9 protein-coding genes are annotated in these 23345 nt (G+C 74.6%); 4 read left to right on the top strand and 5 right to left on the bottom strand.

The features are described 5' to 3' along the window. The 5 genes from QBL21_RS16320 to QBL21_RS16300 all read right to left on the bottom strand — a co-directional run bounded on the left by QBL21_RS16320 (position 1) and on the right by QBL21_RS16300 (position 3917). On the bottom strand, positions 1-1080 hold the full coding sequence (locus QBL21_RS16320; protein ID WP_407562921.1) for a serine hydrolase domain-containing protein: 1080 nt from the start codon (positions 1078-1080) through the stop codon (positions 1-3). 15 nt (positions 1081-1095) lie between these two features. Then, positions 1096-2016 (bottom strand): DUF6895 family protein, encoded by a 921-nt coding sequence (locus QBL21_RS16315; RefSeq protein WP_407562920.1) that lies wholly within the window; start codon positions 2014-2016, stop codon positions 1096-1098. Beyond that, positions 2013-2774, bottom strand: coding sequence for a hypothetical protein (locus QBL21_RS16310; protein ID WP_407562919.1), 762 nt, complete (start codon positions 2772-2774; stop codon positions 2013-2015). The genes QBL21_RS16315 and QBL21_RS16310 overlap by 4 nt, the downstream gene beginning before the upstream one ends. 62 nt (positions 2775-2836) lie before the next feature. Next, positions 2837-3031, bottom strand: a complete 195-nt coding sequence (locus QBL21_RS16305) for a hypothetical protein (RefSeq protein ID WP_407562918.1) — start codon at positions 3029-3031, stop codon at positions 2837-2839. Positions 3032-3263: 232 nt separating this feature from the next. Next, complete coding sequence (locus QBL21_RS16300) at positions 3264-3917, bottom strand: class I SAM-dependent methyltransferase (RefSeq protein WP_407562917.1); 654 nt, start codon at positions 3915-3917, stop codon at positions 3264-3266. Positions 3918-4245: 328 nt separating this feature from the next. Here QBL21_RS16300 and QBL21_RS16295 point away from each other — a divergent pair, with 328 nt between their 5' ends. From QBL21_RS16295 to QBL21_RS16280, 4 genes are all read left to right on the top strand, one after another. Further along, positions 4246-11328, top strand: a complete 7083-nt coding sequence (locus tag QBL21_RS16295) for a SpvB/TcaC N-terminal domain-containing protein (protein WP_407562916.1) — start codon at positions 4246-4248, stop codon at positions 11326-11328. A gap of 65 nt (positions 11329-11393) precedes the next feature. Then, positions 11394-20735 (top strand): neuraminidase-like domain-containing protein, encoded by a 9342-nt coding sequence (locus QBL21_RS16290; RefSeq protein ID WP_407562915.1) that lies wholly within the window; start codon positions 11394-11396, stop codon positions 20733-20735. Continuing rightward, positions 20732-21931 carry a kelch repeat-containing protein gene (locus tag QBL21_RS16285; protein ID WP_407562914.1) on the top strand — a complete coding sequence of 400 codons (1200 nt, stop codon included), beginning with the start codon at positions 20732-20734 and terminating at the stop codon, positions 21929-21931. The genes QBL21_RS16290 and QBL21_RS16285 overlap by 4 nt, the downstream gene beginning before the upstream one ends. A gap of 85 nt (positions 21932-22016) precedes the next feature. Next, entirely contained in the window at positions 22017-23231 is a 1215-nt protein-coding gene (locus QBL21_RS16280) for a Kelch repeat-containing protein (RefSeq protein ID WP_407562913.1), read from the top strand. The last annotated feature ends 114 nt before the right edge of the window (positions 23232-23345 follow it).

Genomic DNA, 23345 nt, shown 5'->3' with positions numbered 1-23345 from the left:
TCACTTCGCCTCGCCCACTGCCAGCGCGCGTAGCAGCACGTACGCCGACTGAATGAACCGGCTCCGCAGCGTCAGACCCGAGTTGGTCAGGGCCGCGACGCATACCTCCCGTTCCGGGCTCAGGCCCACGAACGCCGTGCAGCCGCGGGTGGCGCCGCAGTGGAAGTACAGGGTCGCCCCCTCCAGGGTGCGTACGCTCCACGCCAGGCCCGACTTGTCCTCGTCCTCCGAGGGCAGTTCGCGGATCCGTGCGACCTCCGCCAGCGGGAGCCGCAGCGACCGCGGTACGTCGGAGTCCTCCGGGTCGAGGTGGGCGCGCAGGTAGCGGATCAGGTCGTGGGCGCTGGAGCGGACCGCGCCGGCGCCCGGGAGGGCCGGGATGGCCCAGGGGGGTCGGCGGCGGCCGTGCCAGTAGCCGACGGCGTACGCGGGGTCCGGGCCGGCCGGGTCGGCGCGGTGGTCCGGGTCGTCGGGGGCGTCCGGGGCCGTGGTGCCGGTGTCGGCGAGTTCGAGGGGGTCGATGACGCGCTCGCGGAGCATCGTCCCGTAGTCGGTGCCGGCGCCGTCGGCGAGCAGCCGGCCGAGGAGGCCGACGCCGAGGTTGGAGTACCGCATGAGGGTGCCGGGCGGGTGGTGCACGACGGCGCGGCCGAGCGCGGGGAGCAGCATCTCGGGCGTGAACGACCGGTACGGGTTGGCGAACCAGGACGTCATGCCCTTGAGCAGCAGCCCGGGCGGGAGCCGGGGCAGGCCGGAGGTGTGGGTGGCCAGGTGCTCGTAGGTGATGGCCCGGCCGTGGCCGCGCGGGAGGGCTGCGTACGGGAGGCGTTCGGCGATCCGGTCGCGGAGGCCGACCTCGCCGCGCGCGGCCGTGTCGGCGAGCAGCAGCGCGGTGAACGTCTTGGTCACCGAGCCGACCTCGAAGCGCGTGCGGTCGGTGACGGACGCGGTGCCGGTACGGTCGATGCCGCCGCGGCACAGCGTGCGGTACGCGCCGGTCACGGACACCGCGATGGCCACCGCCGCGCGCGATTCCGCGGTGGCGGCCACCGCCTTGAGGGGTTCGTCGCGCAGTGCCATGTCGCCGCCGCCCGGCTAGGCGCCGAGGCGCGTCAGGACGAGGGTTGCGGCGACCGTGGCGACCACGGCGGTGTGGTAGTGGTCGTCGAACTGCCGGTCCTCGTCGTCGGTACCGGTCCGGCCGTCGCGCGGGAGCAGCCCGTCCTCGTGCTGCGCGGCGGCCAGCCGCTGCCAGGCGACCGGGTCGAAGGCCGGCTCGGGCATGCAGGCGTCGACGATGAGGAGTTCGGTGACGAGGTCCCACTCCTCGATCTCCAGCCACACGTCCGTCCACACCGGCAGCCAGGTGGCCAGGTAGTCGCGCAGGCGGGGCGGCAGGGCCTGGGGTTCCGCGCCCCAGTCGGTGAGGTGGAAGACGGTGTGGGTCATGTGGTACGCCGTCATCCAGTCCATGGTCCACGGCTCGGGTGTGGCGCCGAGCCAGGTGGCCGCGGTGCGCGCGGGCCAGTCGGTCCGGTCGGCGACCCCGATCACGCGGGTCGCGTTGGCCACCGCCATGCGGCGGTTGGGCACGTGCTCGTACTCGCGGTACGACGTGAGGGAGGACAGGTGGGCCAGCAGCGCCTGGAGGCGCTCGTGGCGGTAGCCGACGCGGTGGAAGTGGACGTATGTCTCCAGCGGGTCGGTCATGGCCGGGAACCGCAACTGCCGCTCGTAGAGCAGGTCGCCGCCGCGGAGCTGGTCCCAGGCGAAGTCGAGCAGCTCGCCGGCGGCGTCGCGCTCCGCGGCGGGGAACGCGGCGTCGCGCAGCACCAGGGACGCGGCGAGCGCCAGCTCGGCCATCGGCTTGTAGACGCTGTCGGGCTCGGCCAGTTCGGCCGTCGCGCCGTCGGTGAAGGTGCTCTGCGCCCGGTTGCGGTGCAGCCAGCGCAGCGCGCGGGTGCCCGTACGGAGCGCGGTGGTGCGCACGGGCTCCGCCAGCCCGTCGGCGGTCATCGCGGGTCCCCCTCGGTTGGGGCCAGGAGTCTTCTGGCGATGGCGAGGTCGAGCGCGGTGCGGGCGTTGCCCGCGCCCCACAGGCGCAGGTGGTCCAGCACCGTCGGCAGGTCGAGTGCGGAGGGGGCGCCGCGGCTCTCGGCCAGGGCGAGCCAGCGCACGAGCCGGGCCGCGGTGGGGTAGTCGCGGCGCATCAGGGAGCGGGCGGCGCCCCGGCTGAGCGCGCGGACGTGGCGACGGGCCCGCTGCTGGAAGGGCCCGTCCACCTCCGGAAGCGCCAGCGGGGCGAGCCGCGCCATGCGCTGCGACCGCTCCTGCCACGACAGTTCGGTGTCCTCGGCGTCCTCGATGATCCCGGCGATCTCGGTCATCTCGGCCATGTCGGTCACCTCGGGGTCTTCGCCCGGGTACGGGACGGCCGCCTGCGTCCCGGTCGCGCCGCGGGCGAGCAGCGCGGCGGTGGTGCGGTCGCGCCAGCGGGCCTCGGCGCTGTCGCCGGGGCGGGGCGGGAAGGCCCGCAGGGCCGAGCCGAGGGTTTCCCGGTCGGGCTGCGGCAGCGGCTGGCGGCAGAAGAGCGCCGGGGCGAAGAGGTCGGGCCCCAGGACGCGCACGGCGGCCAGTACGGCGGTGTCTGCCGGCCGGTCCGTGTCGGACACGGCCGGCAGCGGAACCTGGGTGTCCCGAAGGACACCCAGGACGCGCCCGGCCAGTTGCTCCACCGCTTGGGCGTAGTCGGCCCGCAGTGCGGCATTCGACATCGGGCGCTCACCTTCTGCTGTCGATCACGGACGTGGTTCTTCGGGCCGGGGCCCGGGGACCGTTACGAGGGGCGCGACTCCTTCGGGAGCCTCGGGGACAGGAGGGCGAGGAGCAGCAGGACTCCGCCGCCCTGCGGGGAGTACACGGGCGCGTCGCTGAAGGGGGCCTCCGGCTCGTCGACCAGCGCCGTGAGCGCGGCCCTCTCGGCCACGCCGGCCCGGACGGGGGTCAGAGCCGGGGTCGTTTGTACGGACATCTTGCCTCCATGAGTCGTCCCCTCGCGGTCTGCGACGGGAGGAGTGACTACGCCGCGTCAGGGACGAACGCGGCGGGCGCGGCCGGTGGTTGACCCATCCGGCTCACTGCACCAACGTCGGTTTCCCCTCCCCGCCCGCCACTTAGATCCCACAAGCATGGAGACCACACGATGGGTGCACCCGGGTGCACTGGGGTTTAGCGGTCCGCAAGCGCCGCTTCAGGCGGTTGGATCACACCCGGCCCATCAGGGCGTACCGCTCGTCGGTGACGGGCCCGCCCCACAACCGCTCGTCGCCGCCGAGGTCTTCGACCCGTATGTCGGCCACCAGCGGCCGCACCGCGCCGACCAGCGCCTCCGCCCCGACGCCGCCGCTCCACGGCAGCACCCCGGTGCCCGCCCCGTACGGCTCGGCGGCCTGGTCGGCGCCGCCCCACCGCCCCTCGACGAGCACAAGCACCCCGCCGGGCCGCAGCCGCGACACCCACTCCGCCAGCGCGGCCTGCGGCTCCGGCAGCGTCCACACCAGATGCCGCGACAGGACGACGTCGAAGGTGGCGTCTCCCGTGGGCGGAGCGGAGGCGTCGCCCACGAGCAGCCGGGCCCGCAGTCCCGCGTCCGCCGCCTTGGCCCGCGCCCGCTCGATCATGCGCGGGGCCAGGTCGACACCGGTGACCCGGTGCCCGGCGGCGGCCAGCAGACAGGTCAGCGAACCGGTCCCGCACCCGGCGTCGAGCACGTCGGCCGCGGGCCGCGCGATCCACGACTCCAGCCGGGCCGCCCACGCCGCGCGCGTCGTCTCGTCCCGCAGCCCGTGATCGGCCTCGTCGTCGAAACTGCCGGCCTGAGAGTCCCAGTAGGCGCCGATGGCGGTGGAGTTCGTCATGGCCCGATCGTCGCAGCCACCACTGACACCGCCGCGGCGATGTGTACACCGGCGCACGACAGGCTCACCCACCGGCGCACCCAACCGGCCCGGGGAGCCGGCCGGTACGGCAGGCCGGAAGCACGCCCGCGTCGCGCCGGGCGGCCATGTGGACACGTATTCACGACATCGATGTCCATGCCAGACAGCTAGGTAAAAGCCCCGCGTGTAGGAAATCTTCGCAAGATCACCCCTTCAGGTGGCTATGCGGTCTTGACAAGTGATCCGCCCCTTTCCCGTCCCTAATCTGAGGGCCGACAACTCGGCTCGGCGGCCCGGGGAGGGACGTATGGGTGAGGGACAGATCGGTGACGTGGCGGTTCCGGGTGGTCCGGCCGCGGGCGGCGGCGCGGCGGCCGGCGGGCAGATGTCCGGGGAGTCGCGGGAACTGCCGGCGCTGTCGCTGCCCAAGGCCGGCGGCGCGCTTCGGGGCATGGGCGAGAAGTTCACCACCGACCCGGTGTCCGGGACCCCCGCCCTGTCCGTGCCCATCGCCGTGTCGCCGGCCCGCGGCGCCGAACCCGCGCTCGCGCTCGGCTACGACTCCGGGGCGGGCAACTCGCCCTTCGGGCTGGGCTGGTCGCTCGACGTGCCGTCCATCTCCCGCCGCACCGACAAGGGGCTTCCGCGGTATCTCGACGCGGACGTCTTCCAGTTGTCCGGTACGGAGGACCTGGTGCCGGCCGCCGTGCCCGCGCCCCGCACCGAGGGCGCGTACGACGTCACCGCCTACCGGCCGCGCACCGAGGGCGCGTTCGTGCGGATCGAGCAGTGGCGCCACCGCGACAGCGGCGACCTGCACTGGCGGGTGACGTCGAAGGACAACGTCACCAGCGTCTACGGGCGTGACCCGGCGGCCCGGGTCGCCGACCCCGCCGACCCGGGCCGCCGCGTGTACCGGTGGCTGCTCCAGCAGACGGCGGACGACCGCGGCAACGTCACCGTGTACGAGTACAAGGCCGAGGACCGCGCCGGCGTCGACACCTCCGCCCCCGAGGAGCGCAACCGCACGTACGTCGCCAACCGGCACCTGAAGCGCATCCGCTACGGGAACACCGAGCCCGGCGTCGCCGCCGGCTTCTGCTTCGAGACGGTGCTCGACTACGGGGAGCACCACGAGGAGGCACCCGCCCCCGAAGAGGTCCGTCCGTGGCAGGTGCGCGCCGATCCGTGGTCCACTCGCCGGCCCGGCTTCGAGGTCCGCACCTACCGCCTCTGCCGCCGCGTGCTCACGTTCCACCGGATCCCCGAACTCGGGCCCCGGCCGCAGTTGGTGAGCGCCCTGCTGCTCGGCTACGACGAGGACCCCGCCGCCACCAAGCTGGTCACCCTCACCCACCGCGGCTACGTCCCGGACGGGCGGGGCTACGCGTTCGCCGACCTGCCCCGGCTCACCTTCGGCTACACCGAGCGGACCGTGTCCGCGGCCGTGGGCACCCTGACGTCCGACGACGGCGACGTCACGCTCGACGGTCCGTACCGGTGGGCGGACCTCGACGGCGAGGGGATCGCCGGCATCCTCGCCGAGCAGGGCGGCGCCTGGTACTTCCGGCGCAACCTCGGCGGCGGCCGGGTCGGCCCGCCCCGGCCCGTCGACCCGCTGCCGGGCGGGGCGGCGGGGCGGCAGTTGCTCGACCTCGACGGCGACGGGCGGCCCGCGGTCGTCCGGCTCGGCGGCAGCGGCTCCGGCCGCACCGCCCCCACCGGCGACCCCGGGTACCACGAGCGCACCCCCGACCGCGGCTGGGCCGGTTTCGCGACCTTCCGCCGGCTGCCGTCGCTGGACTGGGACGACGCGAACCTGCGGTTCGCCGACCTCACCGGCGACGGGCTCGCCGACGTGCTCGTCACCGCCGACGACGGCCTCACCTGGTACCCGTCCGCCGGCGCCGACGGGTTCGGGGACGCCGAGACCGCCGCCGCCGGGCGCACCGAAGAGCACGGCCCGCGGCTGCTGTTCGCCGACGCCGAGCAGAGCGTGCACCTCGCCGACATGACCGGCGACGGGCTGACCGACCTGGTGCGGATCGGCAACGGCGAGATCGCGTACTGGCCGAGCCTCGGCCACGGCCGCTTCGGGCCCAAGGTCGCCATGTCCGACACGCCCCTCTTCGACCATCCGGACCGCTTCGACCAGCGGCGGATCCGGCTCGCCGACATCGACGGCAGCGCGCCCGCCGACGTCCTCTACCTCGGCCCGGACGGTGTGCGGCTGTGGTTCAACCAGGCGGGCAACTCCTTCGGCCCGCCCGAGCACGTCGACGGCGTACGGCACACCGGCGCCCTCGCCGCGGCCTCGGTGGCGGACGTGCTCGGCCAGGGCACGGCGTGCCTGGTCGTCGCCGAGCCCCGCCCGGACGGCGAGCCGCAGGTGCGGTACGTGGACCTGATGGCCGGCGGCAAGCCGCACCTGCTGAACCGCACGGACAACGGGACGGGCCGCGTGACCACCGTCCGGTACGCCTCCTCCACCGACTTCCACCTGGCCGACGAGGCGCGCGGCGAGCCCTGGCCGACCCGGCTGCCGTTCCCCGTCCAGGTCGTCGCCGCGACCGTCACCTACGATGCCGTCGCCGGCACCGAGCTGGCCGCCGCCTACCGCTACCGGCACGGCTACTTCGACGGCTCCGAGCGGGAGTTCCGCGGCTTCGGGTACGTGGAGCAGCGCGACGCCCTCACCACCGCCACCGGCGAGCTGCACCAGCCGCCCGCGGTGGTGCGGCGGTGGCAGCACACCGGCTGGTACCCGAGCCGGGACCGGCTCGGCACGCCGTACGCGGACGAGTACGGCGGCGGCCCGCTGCTGCCCGGCACCCCGCTGCCGGCCGGGCTCACCCCGGCCGAGGAGCGGGAGGCGGCGCGGGCGCTGCGCGGGCAGGTGCTGCGGGCGGAGACGTACGCCCAGGACGGCACGGAAGCGGAGCAGCGCCCGTACGCCGTGGTCGAGTCGAGCCCCCAAGTGCGCCTGGTCCAGCCCGCGGGCACGGCCGGGCACGCGGTGGTGTTCGTCCACCCCGGCGAGTCGCTGACGGTGTACAGCGAGCGGCGGGCGGACGATCCGCGCACCGTCCACCAGGTCACCTTGGACGTCGACACGTGGGGCAACGTCCTCGCGGCGGCGCGGATCGCCTACCCCCGCAAGTCCCCGGCCGACCCCGAGCAGGGGCGGCTGCGGCTGACCGTGACCGAGCGGGTCGTCGCCAACGACACGGCCGCGGCGGACCGCTGGCGGATCGGCGTGCCCGTGGAGAGCCGCGAGTACGAGATCGGCGGGGTCGCGCCGCGCGTGACCGGCGAGCCGTTCGCGGCCGGCGACCTCCGCGCCGGCCTCGCGGACGCGGCGCGGCAGGAGGTCCCGTACCACGAGGAGCTGTCGGGCGGCGAGCCGCAGCGCCGGCTGCTCGCGCGCACCCTCACCACCTACGCCTCCGACGACCTCGCCGACGAACTCCCGCCCGGCTCCCCCGGGCTGCGCGCCCTGCCGTGGCAGTCCTACCGGCTGGCCTTCGCCCCCGGCCAGACCGCCGCCCTCTACGGCGACCGCATCGGTGACGCGGAGCTGCGCGAGGCCGGCTACGTGCGCCGGGCGGAGGGCGCCGGCTGGTGGGCGCCGTCGGGGCGGCAGGTGCCCGACCCCGGCGAGTTCTACCTGCCGACGCTGTACGTCGACCCGTTCGGCGCCGAGTGGGAGACCGAGTACGACGAGCACCACCTGCTGCCCGTGCGGGTGTACGACCCGCTGCGCAACCGGGCCGAGGCCAGGCCGCACTACCGCGTGCTGCGCCCCTGGCTGCTGACCGACCCCAACGGCAACCGCAGCGGCGTGCGGTACGACGCGCTCGGCCTGGTCGTCGCCACCGCGGTGATGGGCAAGGAAGGCGGCGCGGACGGCGACGTGCTCGACACCGCCACGCCGGAGGCGGCCGGGAGCGACGACCCGACCGCCACGGTGGCGTACGACCTCGCCCGGACTCCCGTCCGGTTCCACGTCTCCACCCGCGAGCGGCACCGCGACCCGGCCTCGCCCCGGCAGGACACGTGGACCTACCTGGACGGCAGCGGGCGCGTCATCCTCACGAAGGCCCGTGCCGAACCCGCCCCGGGCGGGAGCGCGGAGCGCTGGGTGGGCACCGGGCGCACGGTGTACGACAACAAGGGCAACGCCATCCGCCGGTACGAGCCGTACTTCGCGCCCGACGCCGGCTTCGACACCGAGGACGAACTCGTCCGGCGGGGCGTCACGCCGGTGCTGCGCTACGACCCCCTCGGCCGCCTGGTCCGCACCGACTTCCCGGACGGCACCCGGTCCGAGGTGGTGTTCACGCCGTGGGAGCGGCAGGACTGGGACCGCAACGACACCGTGCGGGACAGCCGCTGGTACGCCGAGCGGGCCGGGCTGCCGGACACCGACCCGCAGGGGCGGGCCGCCCGGCAGGCGCTCGCGCACGCGGGCACGTACACCGAGATCCGCTACGACACGCTGGGCCGCCCCCACCTGACCGTCGAGGACAACGGCGGCGGGAGCCGGCTCACCACCGAGGTGCGGCGCGACGTCCAGGGCCGGGAGCGGGCCGTTATCGACGCCCGCCGGCTGACGGTCCTCACCCAGGACTTCGGCATGCTGGGCCACCCCGCGCACACCGTCGGCGCCGACGCGGGCGAGCGGTGGAGCCTGGTCGACGTGCTGGGCAAGCCGGTGCGCGGCTGGGACGGCCGCGGCGGCGAGATGTGGTGGGGCTACGACGAGCTGCGCCGGCCGGCTCACTCCAGCGCCACCGCGCCGGGCGAGGAGACCGAGCGGCTGCGGGTGCGCTACTACTACGGCGAGTCGCTGGCCGACGGCCGGGCCCGCAACCTGCTCACCCGGCTGTGCCTGGTGTTCGACGGGGCCGGGGCGGTGCGCACCGAGGACGTCGACTTCAAGGGCAACGTGCTGGCCACCGAGCGCCGGCTGTGCGCCGACCCCGCGGGCGAGCCCGACTGGGCCGCGCTGGCCGGGGTCGAGAACCCCGCGGCGGCGCTGGCGCGAGCCGCCCCGCTGCTGGAGAGCGCCGTCCACCGGTCCACGACCGCGTACGACGCCCTCGACCGCCCCACGGTGACGACCGAGCAGGACGGCAGCCGCACCAGGCCCGCGTACAACGTGGCCGGCCTGCCGGAGCGGGTCGAGGTGGCCGTGCGGGGCGCCGGCACCTGGACCGGCATCGTCAGCGGCATCGACTACGACGAGCGCGGCCGGCGCACGCGGATCGGGTTCGGCTGCGGCGCCCGTACCGCCTACGGCTACGAGCGCGACACGTTCCGGCTCGCCACCGCGCACACCACGGCCGCCGACGGCGCGGCCTGGCAGCGGCTGGCCTACGCGTACGACCCCGTGGGCAACGTGGTGGTGATCGACGACCCGTCCCAGCACACCGTCTTCTTCCGGAACACCGCCGTGGGCGCGCGCCGCACCTACGCCTACGACCCGGTCTACCGGCTGGTGTCGGCGACCGGCCGCGAGCACGCCGGGCAGACCGCCCAGCCCGGCCCGGCCGACGTGCCGTACGCGCCCGTCCCTCACGCCAACGACAGCGGGGCGCTGCGTCCCTACACCGAGACGTACGCCTACGACGACGCCGGCAACCTCCGCACCGTCACGCACACCGCGAGCGGCGGCGGCTGGACCCGCCGCCACGACACGGCCGCCGACGGGGACCGCCTGCTGGCGAGCAGCCTGCCCGGCGACCCGGAGGGCACCTACTCGGCGGTCTACACCCACGACGCCAACGGCAACGTCACGTCGATGCCGCACCTGGCCGCGCTGGACTGGGACGTGGAGAACCGGCTCGCGCACGTCTCCCTCGGCGGTGGCGGCGACACGTACTACCAGTACGACGTGACGGGCCGGCGGGTGCGGGCCACGACCCGGCGCGGCGGCACCACCGAGACGCGGACGTACCTGGGGAGCACCGAGACGTATCGCAGGACGGCGGCCGGGCGGACCGCCGAGGAGCGCGAGACGCTGCACGTCGCGGACGGCGCGGGGCGGGTGGCGCTGGTGGAGACCGTCACGGTGCGCGACGGCCGGGCCGTGCCGGTGCCGCGCCCGGTGGTCCGCTACCAGTTCGCCGACCACCTGGGCGGTTCGGTGCTGGAGGTGGACCAGGAGGGGGCGGTGCTCAGCTACGAGGAGTACCACCCGTACGGGACCACGTCCTACCACGCGGAGACCGGCACGGTCAGCCGCAAGCGGTACCGGTTCACGGGCAAGGAGCGGGATCAGGAGACGGGGTTCACCTACCACGGGGCGCGCTACCTCGCGCCGTGGCTGGGGCGGTGGACGAGCCCGGACCCGGCCGGCTTCGTCGACGGGCCCAACGTGTACGCGTACGCGCGGAACAACCCGGCGGTGCTCTCCGATCCGACCGGCACCCAGGCACGCCGGGAGACACCGGCGCCGGCGCAGCCGGCCGCCGGGGGGAAGGGGGGAGGGCCGGGGCCCGGCGTCCACGTCATCCCGGAGGTCGTCATCGTCGGCCACCCGGACTGGTCCGGCGAGGTGCTCACCGACAGGCCCGCGCCCTCCGGGCCCATGGAGGCGCGGGAGGAGGGACTGTCCGACAGGCTCACGTCGCTGCCCCTGGTCGAGGTGAAGACGGGCAACCGGACCCAGCTCATCTCCCTGGAGGCCGCCCGGCTGATGAAGTCCCTCGGCGTCCTCCAGGGCAGCCAGGTGACGGTCCGCGAGCCGCGCGTGTCGGAGGCGGAACTCGAAGGCATCGAGGAGGAGAGCGAGAAGCTGCGGGCGGAGTGGACCGCCCGGGCCGTGCTCAACGAGGTGTACCGGGAGCGGATCTACGAGTCCCTGAACGAGATGACCCAGGGCCGCCTGGGTCCCAGGCAGCCCCGCACCATCGACCTCGGTGTCTTCGTCCTCGAACCGCTGCGGCTGCCGGAGCAGCAGGAGGGCCGGACCGACGCGCTGACCACCAACGGGGTGCGGACCGACCACACTGCGCAGACGCGGGGCGCCCTGGAGGTCTACAACATCGCCCGGGGGCTGCCCGGTTACAAGCTGCGCTCGCAGGGCCCTCGGGACTTCGGGATCCCCGGCAGCGCCGACGCCTCGCACGCGGAGAAGAAGGCGGAGCTGTACGCGCCGCTGACCATCAACCCGATCACCGGTCTCGTGCACAAGACGGAGATCCAGGTCAACCGCGACGCCTGCACGTCGTGCCAGGCGTACTTCAGCGCGCTCGCCCGGCAGACGGGCATCGGCTCCCGGGTACGCGGCCCGGCGGCGACCTTCGTCTTCAACCCCGGGCTGACGCTGGAGCTGCGGCAGCTCCCGATGTACGACCGCGTCCCCGCCGCGAACGTCCAGCGATGACGGCCATACCCGGAGCGCGGGCCTTCGACCTGACCGACGGGTGACGGAAACAAAGGGGAAATCGCATGCCGGCCACACGCACGGAAGCCGACAGGCCCGAACGGCCCGCACCGTACACGCTCACCGGCGCGGTGACGCGGCACGACGGCTCGCCCGCCGCCGGCGTGGCGGTGACCGCGGCGCTCCGCCGGCTGCGGTCCGAGTCGCCGGCCGGGCAGGTCACCACCGGCTTCGACGGCACGTACCGCCTCACCTACCCGGCACCCGACGCGCCCCTGGACCTGGTCGTCCGCGCCACCGTGGCGCGCCCGGACGGCGGCGAGCACACGGCGGAGCTGGTCCGCGCCGCGCCCGAGCCCCGCGAGCGGGTGGACCTGACGCTGCCGCCCGACGGCACCTCGGAGTACGGCCGGCTGCTGGCCGAACTGACGCCGCTGCTCGACGGCGTGGACCCGGCCGAGCTGGACCGGGGCGGCGACGGACAGGACCTCGGCTACCTGGCCCGTGCCACGGGCCGCGGCACCGCGCAGCTCCGGTTCGCGGCCACCGCCGCCCGGCACGCCGCCGCCACCGCTCTGCCCGCCGAGCTGTTCTACGGGCTGGTCCGGCTCGGGCTGCCGCCGGAGTTGCCGGCGCTGGCGCGGCTCGCGCCCGGCGGCCTGCGCGACACGCTGCTCGCCGCCGGCGACACGGGTGTGATCCACCCTCAGGAACCGGCCGCGGCCGACGACTTCGCGCGCCGGCTGCGGGACCTGGGGGTGGCCGCGGTCGCCTCGCCCGGCCCGGAATCGGCCACGCCGGTCACGGAGCTGTTCGCGCTGGCCGTACCCGACGCGGAGCGCCGTGCGCAGGTGTACGGCGCCTGGCTGGACCGGGCCGACGGGCCGGCCTTCTGGGCCGGGCTGCCGGCCGCCGAGGCGGAGCGGCTGCGGCTCGCCCTGGGCCTCGGTTCGGCCACCGGCGGCAACGTGCCGCTGGTACGGGCCGTGCTGGACCGGTTCGACGCCGGCGAGCTGCGGCAGCCGGCCGAGCTGGTCCGGCTCGGCGGCGCGGACTGGGCCGGGCTGGCCGCCGAGGCGGGCGTGCCCGAGTCGGCACGTGCCGCGCTGGGCCCCGACGACGACGGCACGGCGCGCAACGGCACGGCGGACGACGGCGGGTACGACGAGGGCGCGTACGGCGAACTGGTCGCCGGGTTCGTCGCCCAGGCCCACCCGGCCGCCCACCTCGCCCACGCCGTGACCGCCGCGGCCCCCGACTCGCCCGCCGCGCGGTTCCTCACCGGCCACCCCGGCTTCGACCTCACCGCCACCCGGGTCGACGCCACCACGGTGCCCGACGACGACGCGCGCGAGGAACTGGCCGGCATCCAGCGCCTGGCCGTCCTCACCCCGCGCTACGACGACGTGCGGGCCCTGCGCGCCAAGGGCTACGACTCCGCGTACGCCGTGGCGAGGGCCGGCCGGGACGTCTTCGTCCGGCATCTGGCCGGCGACCTCGGCGAGGAGCGTGCCCGGGCGGTGCACGCCCGCGCCGCGCAGGCCCACGCCACCGCGGTCACGCTCGTCGCCGACCTGCGCACCGCGTCCCACTTCGACGTGCCGTGGCTGCGCCCCCCGGAGCCGTCCGACCGGCTCACCGCGCAGATCCCCGACTGGGAGGAGCTGTTCGGCCCGGTCGCCTACTGCGCCTGCTCCGACTGCCGGTCGGTACACGGCCAGGCCGCGTACCTGGTCGACCTGCTCCTGTCGCTGCGCGACATCGGCATCGGGGGCGACCCCGAGCCGCCCGGCGGCGAGGGCCATGTCGCCAACGCGCTGTACCGGCGCCGGCCCGACCTCTGGGACATCGAGCTGACCTGCGACAACACCAACCTCCAGCTTCCGTACGCCGACCTGGTCGCCGAACTGCTGGAGGACGTCGTCTCGCCCACCCGCATCCCGGCGACCGAGCGGCAGACCAGCGGCGACCCCGCCCATCTGCGGGCGCAGCCGCAGCACGTGAACACGGGCGCGTACGAGGTGCTGCGCCGGGCCGTGTACCCGTTCGGCCTGCCCTTCGACCTGTGGCGCGAGCAGACCCGCGTCTCCCTGGCCCATCTCGGCGTCCCGCGCGAGGAGTTGCTGGCCGCGCTGCGGCCCGCCGCCGCGACCGGGACCCCGCTGGCCGTCGAGCGCGCCGGGCTGCCGCCGGTCGGCGGGCGGATCGTGACGGGCGAGCCGCTGGACCCGGCCCGTACGCTCGCCGAGTTCTACGGCAGGCCGGCCGACACCGCTCCCGACGCGCTGGTGCGCGACCTGACGGTGGTGCGGCGGATGCTGGAGGCCACCGGCACGGTCTACGCGGAGCTGGTCACGATCCTGGACACCCGGTTCGTCAACCCGCACGGGGCGGTCGAGATCATCGGCAGCGACGGCGGGCCGGCCTGCGCCACCGACAACCTGTACCTGGCCGGGCTGGACCCGGCCACGCTCGACCGCCTCCACCGGTTCGTCCGCCTGAAGCGGGCGCTCGGCTGGCCGGCCCTCGAACTCGACCTCGTGCTGATGTCCGCCGGCACCCAGGGCCGGCTGGACGCCACCGCCCTGCGCGGCGTCGTCGCCACGCGGCGGCTCGCCGAGCGGCTGCGGCTGACCCGCGAACAGGTGCTCGTCTTCTACGGCCCGCTGCCCACCCACCGCTACGCGACGGCGGACCGCCCTCCGCTGTACGACCGGCTGTTCCTGGACCCGACCGTCGTGCAGCTCGAACCCGGGCAGGTCGGCCCGTTCGCGCTGAACGCCGCCCGCACCGAGGTGGCGGTCGTCGGCGACCTGCTCGCGCCGGCCGTCACCTCCGCGCTGCTCGCCGTCCTGGAGGTCACCGACGCCGAACTGGCCGAGCTGGTCACCGGCCCCCGCTCCGTCACCCCCAACCGGCTGCTCACCCTCGCCAACCTGTCCGCCCTGTACCGGACCGTCGTCCTCGCCCGCGCGCTGGACATGTCGCTCGCCGACCTGCTGCGGCTGATCGAGCTGTACGGGGGCGGCGGCCCCTTCCCCGTCCCGCCGGACCAGTTCAACGGCGGGGAACCGGAGCTGGGTTCCGGCCTGCCGATGGCACACCCGGCGCACCCCCTGCTGCCCGTACCCGCCGGCGGCGACGAGCCGGAACTCGCCACCGGCCGGGCCCCGGCCCGGCCCGGCCACCCGGACGCGCCCGTGGCCGCGCTGCCCCCGGTCGACGCGCTGGCCTTCGCCACCGAGCGGTTCCTGGACGCGGCCGACGCGCTGGCCGCCCGCGGCTTCACCGTGCCCGAGGCCGACGCGGTCCTCACCGCCACCGTGCCCGCCCACGACAGCCCGGTCCCGGCCGCCGACGCCCGGTCCGCCACCCTCACCGCGCTGCGCGGGGCCCTCCAGGCCGTCTACCGGCAGACCGCGCAGACCACCGACGAGAAGGGCGAGCTGACCAAGAAGGACCTCGCGCTCCTCGGCTGGGACACGGCGCTCGCCCAGGAGGCCGTCTCCACCCTGCTCGGCACGCTCGCGTACCCGGTCGCCCTCGACTCCGTACCCGACGCGATGTACCAGCTCTCCGGCATCCCCGTCCGCTACGACGGCGAGACGGGGCTGCTGGTGTTCACCGGGCCGATGACCAACGCCCAGCGGGACACCCTCCTCGCCCTGCCCGGGGCGACCGCCGCCTGGCGCGCCGCCGTGCGGATCCTCTACGACGCGCCCCGCACCTTCGCCGCCACCCGGATGAAGGCGCTGCGCCCGCCGCTGTACGCCGCGCCCCTCGACACCGAGCCGACCGTGCTGAAGCTTCCGGCGAAGCTGTCCGGCACGGTGTTCTACGACGTGTCCCGCCGGGCGCTGTGCACGCGGGCCTACCTGCCGCCCGACGACCTCGCCGCGGTCCGCGCCGCCTGGGACGACGACGCGTACCGCGCGGCGGTCGACACCCTGGCGCGGGTCCAGGAGGAACCGCCAGCGCCCGCCGACGTGTTCCTCACCGCCGCCGACCGCAGCGCCCTCTTCGACAACCGGACCTCGCCCGCCGCCCGGTTCCAGCTCGTGCTGGAGCGGCTGAACCCGTATCTGCGCCGCGCCCTGAGCGAGATCACGGTGAAGCAGCAGGTGGGCCAGGCCGCGGGGCTGGACGCGGCGAGCGCGGACGTGCTGCTCGGCACCTGGCTGCGGTCGCCGTCGAAGCCGACCGCGCTCCAGGACTTCCTCGCGCCGCGGTTCGTCGGCAGCGACCCGGCGGTGGCGGTGACGCCGCAGGGTTTCCCGGAGCAGTTCACCACGCTGGCGCTGGTGCACCGGGTGGCCCTGCTGCTGTCCCGGCTGTCGGTGGCCGCCGAGGAGATCCCGTGGGTCTTCGGGTACGCGGCGTCCGCCGGCTGGCTCGACCCGAACACGCTGCCGACGGCCGTCCTGCCCGGCCCGTCGCCGCTGTTCGCACGGTTCGTACGGCTGCTGGGGCTGGCCCGGCTCCGCGACCGCGTCCCCGGCCGGGCACCCACCCTGCGAGCCGTGTTCACCGCGGCACGCGCCCCCGGCGCCACGCCCGCGGACGTGCTCGCCGAACTCGCCCGCCAGACGCAGTGGGACCGCGCCGACCTCGACGTGCTCTGCGGCAGCGGCCTGCTGGGGCTCACCGCCCCCGCCGACTTCTACGGCGAGGAGGGCCTGCTCCAACTGCTCGCCGCGATCGCCCTGGTGCACAGGATCGGTGTGTCCGCCGAGCGGGCGGCCGAGTGGCTGCCGCCGGATCTCCTCCCGGAGGCCGCGCAGTCGGCCTGGCAGGCGGCAAAGGCCCGGCACAGCCTGCGCGACTGGCCGGCGGCCGGCGGGGCGCTCAGGGACAAGCTGCGCGAGAAGCAGCGGGCGGCGCTGGTCGGCCACCTCATCGCCAACCCCCGCCGCGACCGCGAGGACCGGCCGTACTGGCACGACGCCAACACGCTCTTCGACTACTTCCTCGTCGACGTGGAGATGGGCCCCGCCCAGCTCACCACGCGGATCGCGCAGGCGATCTTCAGCGTGCAGCTCTACATCCAGCGCATCCAGCTCAACCTGGAGGACATCTTCCTCTACCCCAACGCCGAGTACTGGCAGCGCTGGGAGTGGATGAAGGCGTACCGGCTGTGGGAGGCCAACCAGAAGGTCTTCCTCTACCCGGAGAACTACTTCGAGCCGGACCTGCGGCTCGACAAGTCGCCCCAGTTCGCGGAGCTGGAGAACGAGCTGATGCAGAAGGAGCTGACCGAGGCGAACGCGGAGAAGGCGTTCCTGCACTACCTGGAGAAGCTCGACGACATCGCGCACCTGCGGCCCGTCGGCTCGTACCGGCACATCGGGCCGGACGGCGAGACCGTGTACGTCTTCGCCCGCACCGAGTCGGACCCCGGCGGCTACTACTTCCGCCGGTGGGAGAACCGCTCCACGTGGTCGCCGTGGGAGAAGGTCGACCTGGACTTCGAGACCGACGCGATCGTGCCGATCGTGTGGAACGGCCATCTGTACCTGTTCTGGACGTCGCTGACCCAGGAGCAGAAGAAGGTCCCCTTCACGATCGCGGAGGGTGCGGAGCTGCCCGACCCGGTGACGTTCTGGAAGATCCAGCTCCACTGGAGCAGGTACGCGGACGGCGGCTGGGAGGCCAAGAAGCTGGCCGACGGCGCGCTGTTCACGCAGCCCGGGTTCGGCGGCCCCGCCGCCAACAACATCGACATGTACGTCCTGCTGCCCGAGATCGACACCGCGACCGGCGACCTGCTGCTGTGGCTGGTGTACAGCGACTCCATCTCCCCGAACCCCACGCACCACATCTCCGGGAACTTCCGCTTCAGCCCGCGCAACAGCGTCTACACCTACCCGATCGAGCTGAGACCGGCCGAGACGTACACCGGCCCGCCGCCGGTGCCCCGCACCTCCTTCAGCGGCATCTCGTTCAACGAGCGCGTCGAGAGCGAGATCCTCCCGGGACTCGCCTGGGGCTTCATGTCCGTCATCGACCCCTCCTCGGACCCGGTCGACCCCAGGAACGTCTACCTGCTCCAGGCGACCCCCGGGCCGCATCTGTACCGCACCTACGGCTCGCACCAGTTCCGCGACACCGGGCAGCACTACCTCCAGTACTTCTCCGACGGCAGGCGCACCTACCTGCTGGAAGGGCAGGACGTGCCGGCCCCGCTGGCCCTGGGGCCGGGGGCGGCCGTCGCCGGCTCCCCGGGGGAGGGCGCGTTCGCCGCCGAGCTGGAGACGCGGGTGCACTTCCGGTTCGTCCCGCTGTACCACCCGCACACCGGCGCCTTCCTCGACGAGTACGCGCGCAAGGGGCTGGCCGGGGTGTTCGAGCGCAACCTCCAGCTCCATCCGGACTGGTGGACCGGCCCGTTCGACTTCGCCTCGCCGGACATGTACAAGCCGTACACCGACGACCGGGACCGGATCGTCAAGCCGTATCCCACCGAGCCGGTGACGTTCGTGCTGGGCGACTCCTACGCCGAGTACAACTGGGAGCTGTTCTTCCACGCGCCGCTGCTGATCGCCGAGCGGCTGTCGGCCGACCAGCGCTTCGACGAGGCGCTGAAGTGGTTCCACCGGATCTTCGACCCCACGAACCGGGACGTCGAGGTGGAGCGCCCGCAGCGCTTCTGGATCACCAAGCCCTTCTTCGAGGCGGGCAGCGACACCTACTACGAGCAGCGCATCGAACAGGTCCTGGCGAAGGCCGCGGGCGGCGACGAGGAGACGCTGAAGGCGGTACGGAACTGGCTCAGGAACCCGTTCCAGCCGGACGTGGTCGCCCGTACCCGAACCACCGCCTACCAGAAGGCCGTGGTCATGAAGTACCTGGACAACCTGATCGCCTGGGCGGACCGGCTGTTCCGCCAGGACACCCTGGAGACCATCAACCAGGCCACCCAGCTCTACGTCCTGGCCGCCGAACTGCTGGGCCGCCCTCCGGAGGAGATCACCCGCCGCGCCCCGGCCCCGCAGAGCTACCGCCGGCTCCTCAACAGCGACCGGCCGCTCGCCGACGCCGTCGTCGCGGTCGAGAACCTCCTCGTCGGCCGGGCCGGCGGCGACCCCGCGCCGAGCCTGCTGCCCGGGGTGAACCTCGCCTGGCTCCAGTACTTCTGCCTGCCCCGCAACGACAAGCTCGCCGGCTACTGGGACACGGTCGCCGACCGGCTGTTCAAGATCCGGAACTCGCTGGACATCGACGGCGTGCGGCGCGACACGGCCCTGTTCGGTCCGCCGATCGACCCGTCCCTGCTGGCCCGGGCCGCTGCCGCGGGCGTCGACCTGGGCCAGGTGCTCGACGACATCAGCGCCCCCCTGCCGCACTACCGCTTCGCGACCGTGGCCGCTCAGGCGAAGGAACTGGCCGGCCAGGTCAGGGAGTTCGGCGCCCGGCTGCTGGAGGCGCTGGAGAAGCGGGACGGCGAAGCGCTCGCCCGGCTGCGCGCCGGGCACGAGACGGCGCTGCTCGACGCGACCCGCGAGGTGCGTAAACAGCAGGTGCGCGAGGCGAACGAGGCGTACGACGCGGCCGTGCGGTCCAGGGCCGTCGCCGAACACCGGCGCGAGTACTACGCGACCCGGGAGTACGTGAACGGGTACGAGACCTCGTACGCCGACCTGTCCGCCACGGCGAAGACCTACCAGTACATCGCGACGGGCATCCAGGCGCTCGGCACCGTCACCAGCCTCTTCCCGGACGCCAAGGCGGGCTCGCCGTTCACCCTGGGGCTGTGGTTCGGCGGGAGCAACCTCACCGGCTCCATCAACAGCTCGTCCGGCTCGCTCAACTCCTACGCCTCGAACCTGACCACCCAGGCGTCGGTGGCGCAGACCCAGGGCGGCTTCCAGCGCCGCGCCGAGGACTGGGCCTTCCAGGCGGACCAGGCACGGCTGGAGGGCGCACAGCTCGACAGGCAGACCGCCGCGGCCGAGATCCGCCACGCCATCGCGGAACGAGAGCTGGACAACCACGACCGGCAGCGGGAGCAGGCGCGGGAGGTCGCGGACTTCCTCAAGGGGAAGTTCACCAGCGCCGAGCTGTACGACTGGATGGTGGGGCAGCTCTCCACCACGTACTTCCAGGCGTACCAGCTCGCCTACGACGTGGCGAAGCGCGCCGAGCGCTCGTGGCGGCACGAACTGGGCGTCGCCGACTCGGCGTTCGTCACCTTCGGCTACTGGGACAGCCTGCACAAGGGGCTGCTCGCCGGCGACCGCCTGGCCGCCGACCTCGCGCGGATGGACGCCGCCTACCTGGAGGCCGACGCCCGCGAGTTCGAGCTGACCAAGCGCGTCTCGCTGGCGCAGTTCGACCCAGGCGCGCTGCTGCGGCTCAAGGAGACGGGCCGCTGCTTCGTCTCGCTGCCCGAGGCGCTCTTCGACATCGACGGGCCCGGGCACTACCAGCGGCGGATCAGGAGTGTCGCCCTGACGGTGCCGTGCGTGGCCGGCCCGTACACCTCGGTCAACCTGACCGCCCGGCTGCTGCACAGCAGCGTCCGCGTCGACCCGCGGATCTCCGAGGGGCAGGCGTACGGCCGGGACAAGGCGGCCGACCCGCGCTTCCGCGACCACAGCGGCCCGGTCCAGTCCATCGTGACCAGCACCGGCCAGGAGGACACCGGGCTCTTCGAGACCGACCTGCACGACCGGCGGTACCTGCCCTTCGAAGGGGAGGGCGTGATCAGCGAATGGCAGCTCGAACTGCCGGTGAGGTTCCGGCAGTTCGACTACGCCTCCGTCACCGACGTGGTGCTGCACGTGCGCTACACCGCACGCGACGGCGGACCGACCCTGGCCGAGGCCGCCGAGGACGACCTGCGCGACGGCCTCACCCGCTGGGTGCACGCGGGTGGCGGCAAGGGCCTGTTCCGCGCGTTCAGCGGGCGGCGGGAGTTCGCGGACCGGTGGGCCCGCTTCCTCGCGCCCGCCGGGACGGAGCCGGCCGCGCTGGAGTTCGCCGTCACCAGGGACCGCTTCCCCTACCTCTTCCGGGACTTCGGCATCCGCGTCGGCAGGGCCGAGGTGGTGCTGGTGCTCTCCCGCGACACCGCGCCGGGCACCGACACCCCGTACCTGCGGTTCTTCCGGGGGCCGCTGCCGGTCCTGGCCACCACCTCGGCGGGCGGCCGGGCCGAGGGCGGGCTCGCCGCCGACCCGGCGCTGGACGGCCAGCCGCACGCCGTGCTCACCGGGGTGACCCTCCAGGTGCGCGAGGAGGCGACGGTGACGGTGACCGTGCCCCGCGAGGCGATCCGGGCGCTGCCCGGGGAACTGCGCGCCGGCGACCGGTTCAACCCGGAGGCGGTGACGGACCTGGTCCTGGTGTGCCCGTACGAGATCACCGAACCCCCGCAGGCCGCCCGACCCGAGGAGACATCCCCGTGAGCACCCACCGTTCCCTGGCCGCAGGGCAGCAGTCCCCGGCCGCCGACGCCGCCGTGGCCACCGGCACCTGGAGCGCCGCGGGCAAGCTGCCCGGCGCCACCTACTGGGCCGGCGCGGGCGCCGGCGCCGTCACCCTCGCCGACGGGACCGTGCTGATGGCGGGCGGCGAGGAGCATGCCCGCAACGCACAGGACACCGCCGTCCTCTTCGACCCGGCGACCAGACAGTGGCAGCCCGCCTCCAGCCTGTCGGTCTCCCGCCGCCTGCACACCCTGACCAGGCTGACGGACGGGCGGGTCCTCGCCGCGGGCGGCCTCAGCGGCCCGTACGGCGGCGTGTCCCAGGCGGGTGTCGGCTCCGCCGAGGTCTACGACCCGGCCACCCGCGGCTGGACCGCCACCGGCGCGATGCACGAGGGCCGGTTCGCGCACGCCGCGACGCTGCTCGCCGACGGCCGGGTGCTCGTCACCGGCGGCGTGGCACCCCGCTCCGCGCTCTCCCAGAGGGCGCTGGCCTCCGCGGAGGTCTACGACCCCGCCACGGGCGAGTGGACGCCCACCGACGAGCCGATGAACGACGCGCGGGCCAGCCACCCGGCGGTGCTCCTGCGCAACGGCAACGTCCTGGTCGCCGGGGGCATGGCCCCGATCGGCCGGGGCCTGTTCGCGGGCCAGTCCTTCTGCGAGGTGTACGCCCCGGCCGCCGGGACCTGGACGCCCACCGGCGACCTCCGCTCCGTACGCAAGAGCCACCAGGCGACCCTGCTCCGGGACGGCACGGTGCTGGTCACCGGCGGCGACAGCCCCGGGCTCCAGGACGACTGGACGTACAACCCCTACAGCCAGTGGACCGCCGAGCGCTACGACCCGGCGACCGGGGCGTGGACCGCCGCCGAGGGGATGTCCACGGGCCGCAGCCACCACCGGGCGGTCCTGCTGCGCTCGGGGCGGCTCCTCGTGATCGGCGGCACCGACGACTCCACCTTCGACGTCGGCTACCAGAACGCGGAGGTCTACGACCCGCAGGCGCGTAAGTGGACGGCCACCGGCGGCATGGTCGAGGGCCGGTGGGCCTTCGCCGCGACCGAACTCGCCGACGGCGGGGTGCTGGTGGCGGGCGGGCTGGTCCGGTCGGGAGCCGCGGTGCCCGACAGGGGCGACGTGGTCACGGACACCACGGAGATCTTCACTCCCTGACGGGCGCGTGCACGGAACAGGCGGGGCGCGCGTGCACGGAATGGGCGGGCAGGACAGGGAACGGGCGGGATACGGAGCCGGAGCGATGACACGACGTACGAACCTCACCGCGGGTGTCCACGGGGCCGCGCCGGCCGGGGCCGCGGCCCCGGCCGCGGGCAGGTGGTTCCCCGCGGGCGAACTCCCCTCACCACGCCGGTGGTTCGGCCCCGCGGAGGGCGCGGTCCCGCTGGCGGACGGCACGGCACTGGTCGCCGGCGGCGCCCTCGCGGACGGCGTACCCACCGACGAGACGCTGCTCTTCGACCCGGTGGCCACCACCTGGACCGCCACCGGAGCCCTCGGCACCGCCCGCCACGGCCACAGCTCCACGGTGCTCGTGGACGGCACGGTGCTGGTCGCCGGGGGCATCGGCCCGGCCGGGCCGGAGGCGGAGGAGGGCGGGCGGCTGGCTTCGGCCGAGCTGTACGACCCCGCCACCGGCACATGGACCCCGACGCCCGGCGACATGACCACCGCCCGGTCGCTGCACGCGGCCGCGCTGCTGCCCGACGGGCGGGTCCTGGTCACCGGCGGCGAGGGCGACCGCGCCCCGCGGGCGACCGGGCGCAGCCTGTTCTCGGCCGAAGTCTTCGACCCCGCCACCGGCGCATGGACCCCCGCCGCGCCGATGGCCGACTCCCGGCTGGCCCACCCCCTGGTGCCGCTGGAGGACGGCCGGGTGCTCGCGGTCGGCGGCCGGCGGAGCACCGGCCGCGGCAGGGGCATCGGGCAGGGCTTCTGCGAGCTGTACGACCCGGCGGCCGACACCTGGACGCGCACCGGCAGCCTGTACACCGCCCGCGCCGGCCACCAGGCGACGCTTCTGCGGGACGGCACCGTGCAGGTCACGGGCGGCGACAGCCCGGGCATCCGCTTCGAGCGCGGCTTCGTGCCCTTCAGCCAGTGGCGCACCGAGCGGTACGACCCGGCGACCGGCGCGTGGACGGTCGGCGAGAACATGCCGGAGGGCCGCACCTGCCACCGCGCCGTACCCCTGTCCTCGGGCAGCGTGCTGGTACTGGGCGGCACGGACAGCGCCACCCGGGACACCGGCTACGCCTCCGCAGCCCTGTACGACCCGCTGACCCGGAGCTGGACACCCGCCGGCGGCATGGCCACAGGCCGCTACCTCTGCACCGCCGTACCCCTGCCCGACGGCTCGGTACTCGCCACGGGCGGCACGGCCCGTTCCGGCCGCGCAAACCCCGCCCCGGGCGCGGACGCCCTGACCGCCACCACCGAGGTCTTCTGGATCTGACCCCGGCCACACCTCACACCGCGATCAGCACGGCCGGCAGACAGGACGGCGCCGGCCCGCCGAAGCGAAGACCGTCGCGGGACCGATCCGGCCTCACTCCGGCGCCACCGGCAC

The organism is Streptomyces sp. 184, assembly GCF_045781775.1.
In the GTDB taxonomy this organism is placed as follows: Bacteria; Actinomycetota; Actinomycetes; order Streptomycetales; family Streptomycetaceae; genus Streptomyces.
Note: the sequence above shows the minus strand (reverse complement) of the source record. Positions and strands in the feature narration are given on the sequence as shown.